The following is a 261-nucleotide window of genomic DNA, read 5'->3' on the forward strand; positions in this document are numbered from 1 at the left end:
TGCTGTTACGGGCGCTATGTACTGTCGGTTTATTGCTGGCGACGAGTCTGCAAGGATTTATTATACTGGCAGTTATTCGAGCGACATTCAACAGTCTAGCCATGCCTGCAATTTCCGTTCTCAGTGCAAATTCGGTGCCTGAAAACGGACGGACTCGTTACTATTCTGTGCTTAACATGATCAATAGCGCGGCAAAGATGATAGGACCTGCTTTGGGGAGTGCTCTGTCTGTACTTTTATCAGATACCTATACTTTATTAT

Annotated in this window: 1 protein-coding gene; it reads left to right on the forward strand. The window is 44.8% G+C overall.

Annotated features, from left to right (window positions below):
• Positions 1 to 2: 2 nt before the first annotated feature.
• Positions 3 to 261: MFS transporter (locus ACFILW_RS10875; RefSeq protein ID WP_375685838.1), on the forward strand; the 259-nt coding region annotated here is incomplete at its 3' end.

This window comes from Bartonella sp. TT110JLCBS, from assembly GCF_042193405.1.
In the GTDB taxonomy this organism is placed as follows: domain Bacteria; phylum Pseudomonadota; class Alphaproteobacteria; order Rhizobiales; family Rhizobiaceae; genus Bartonella.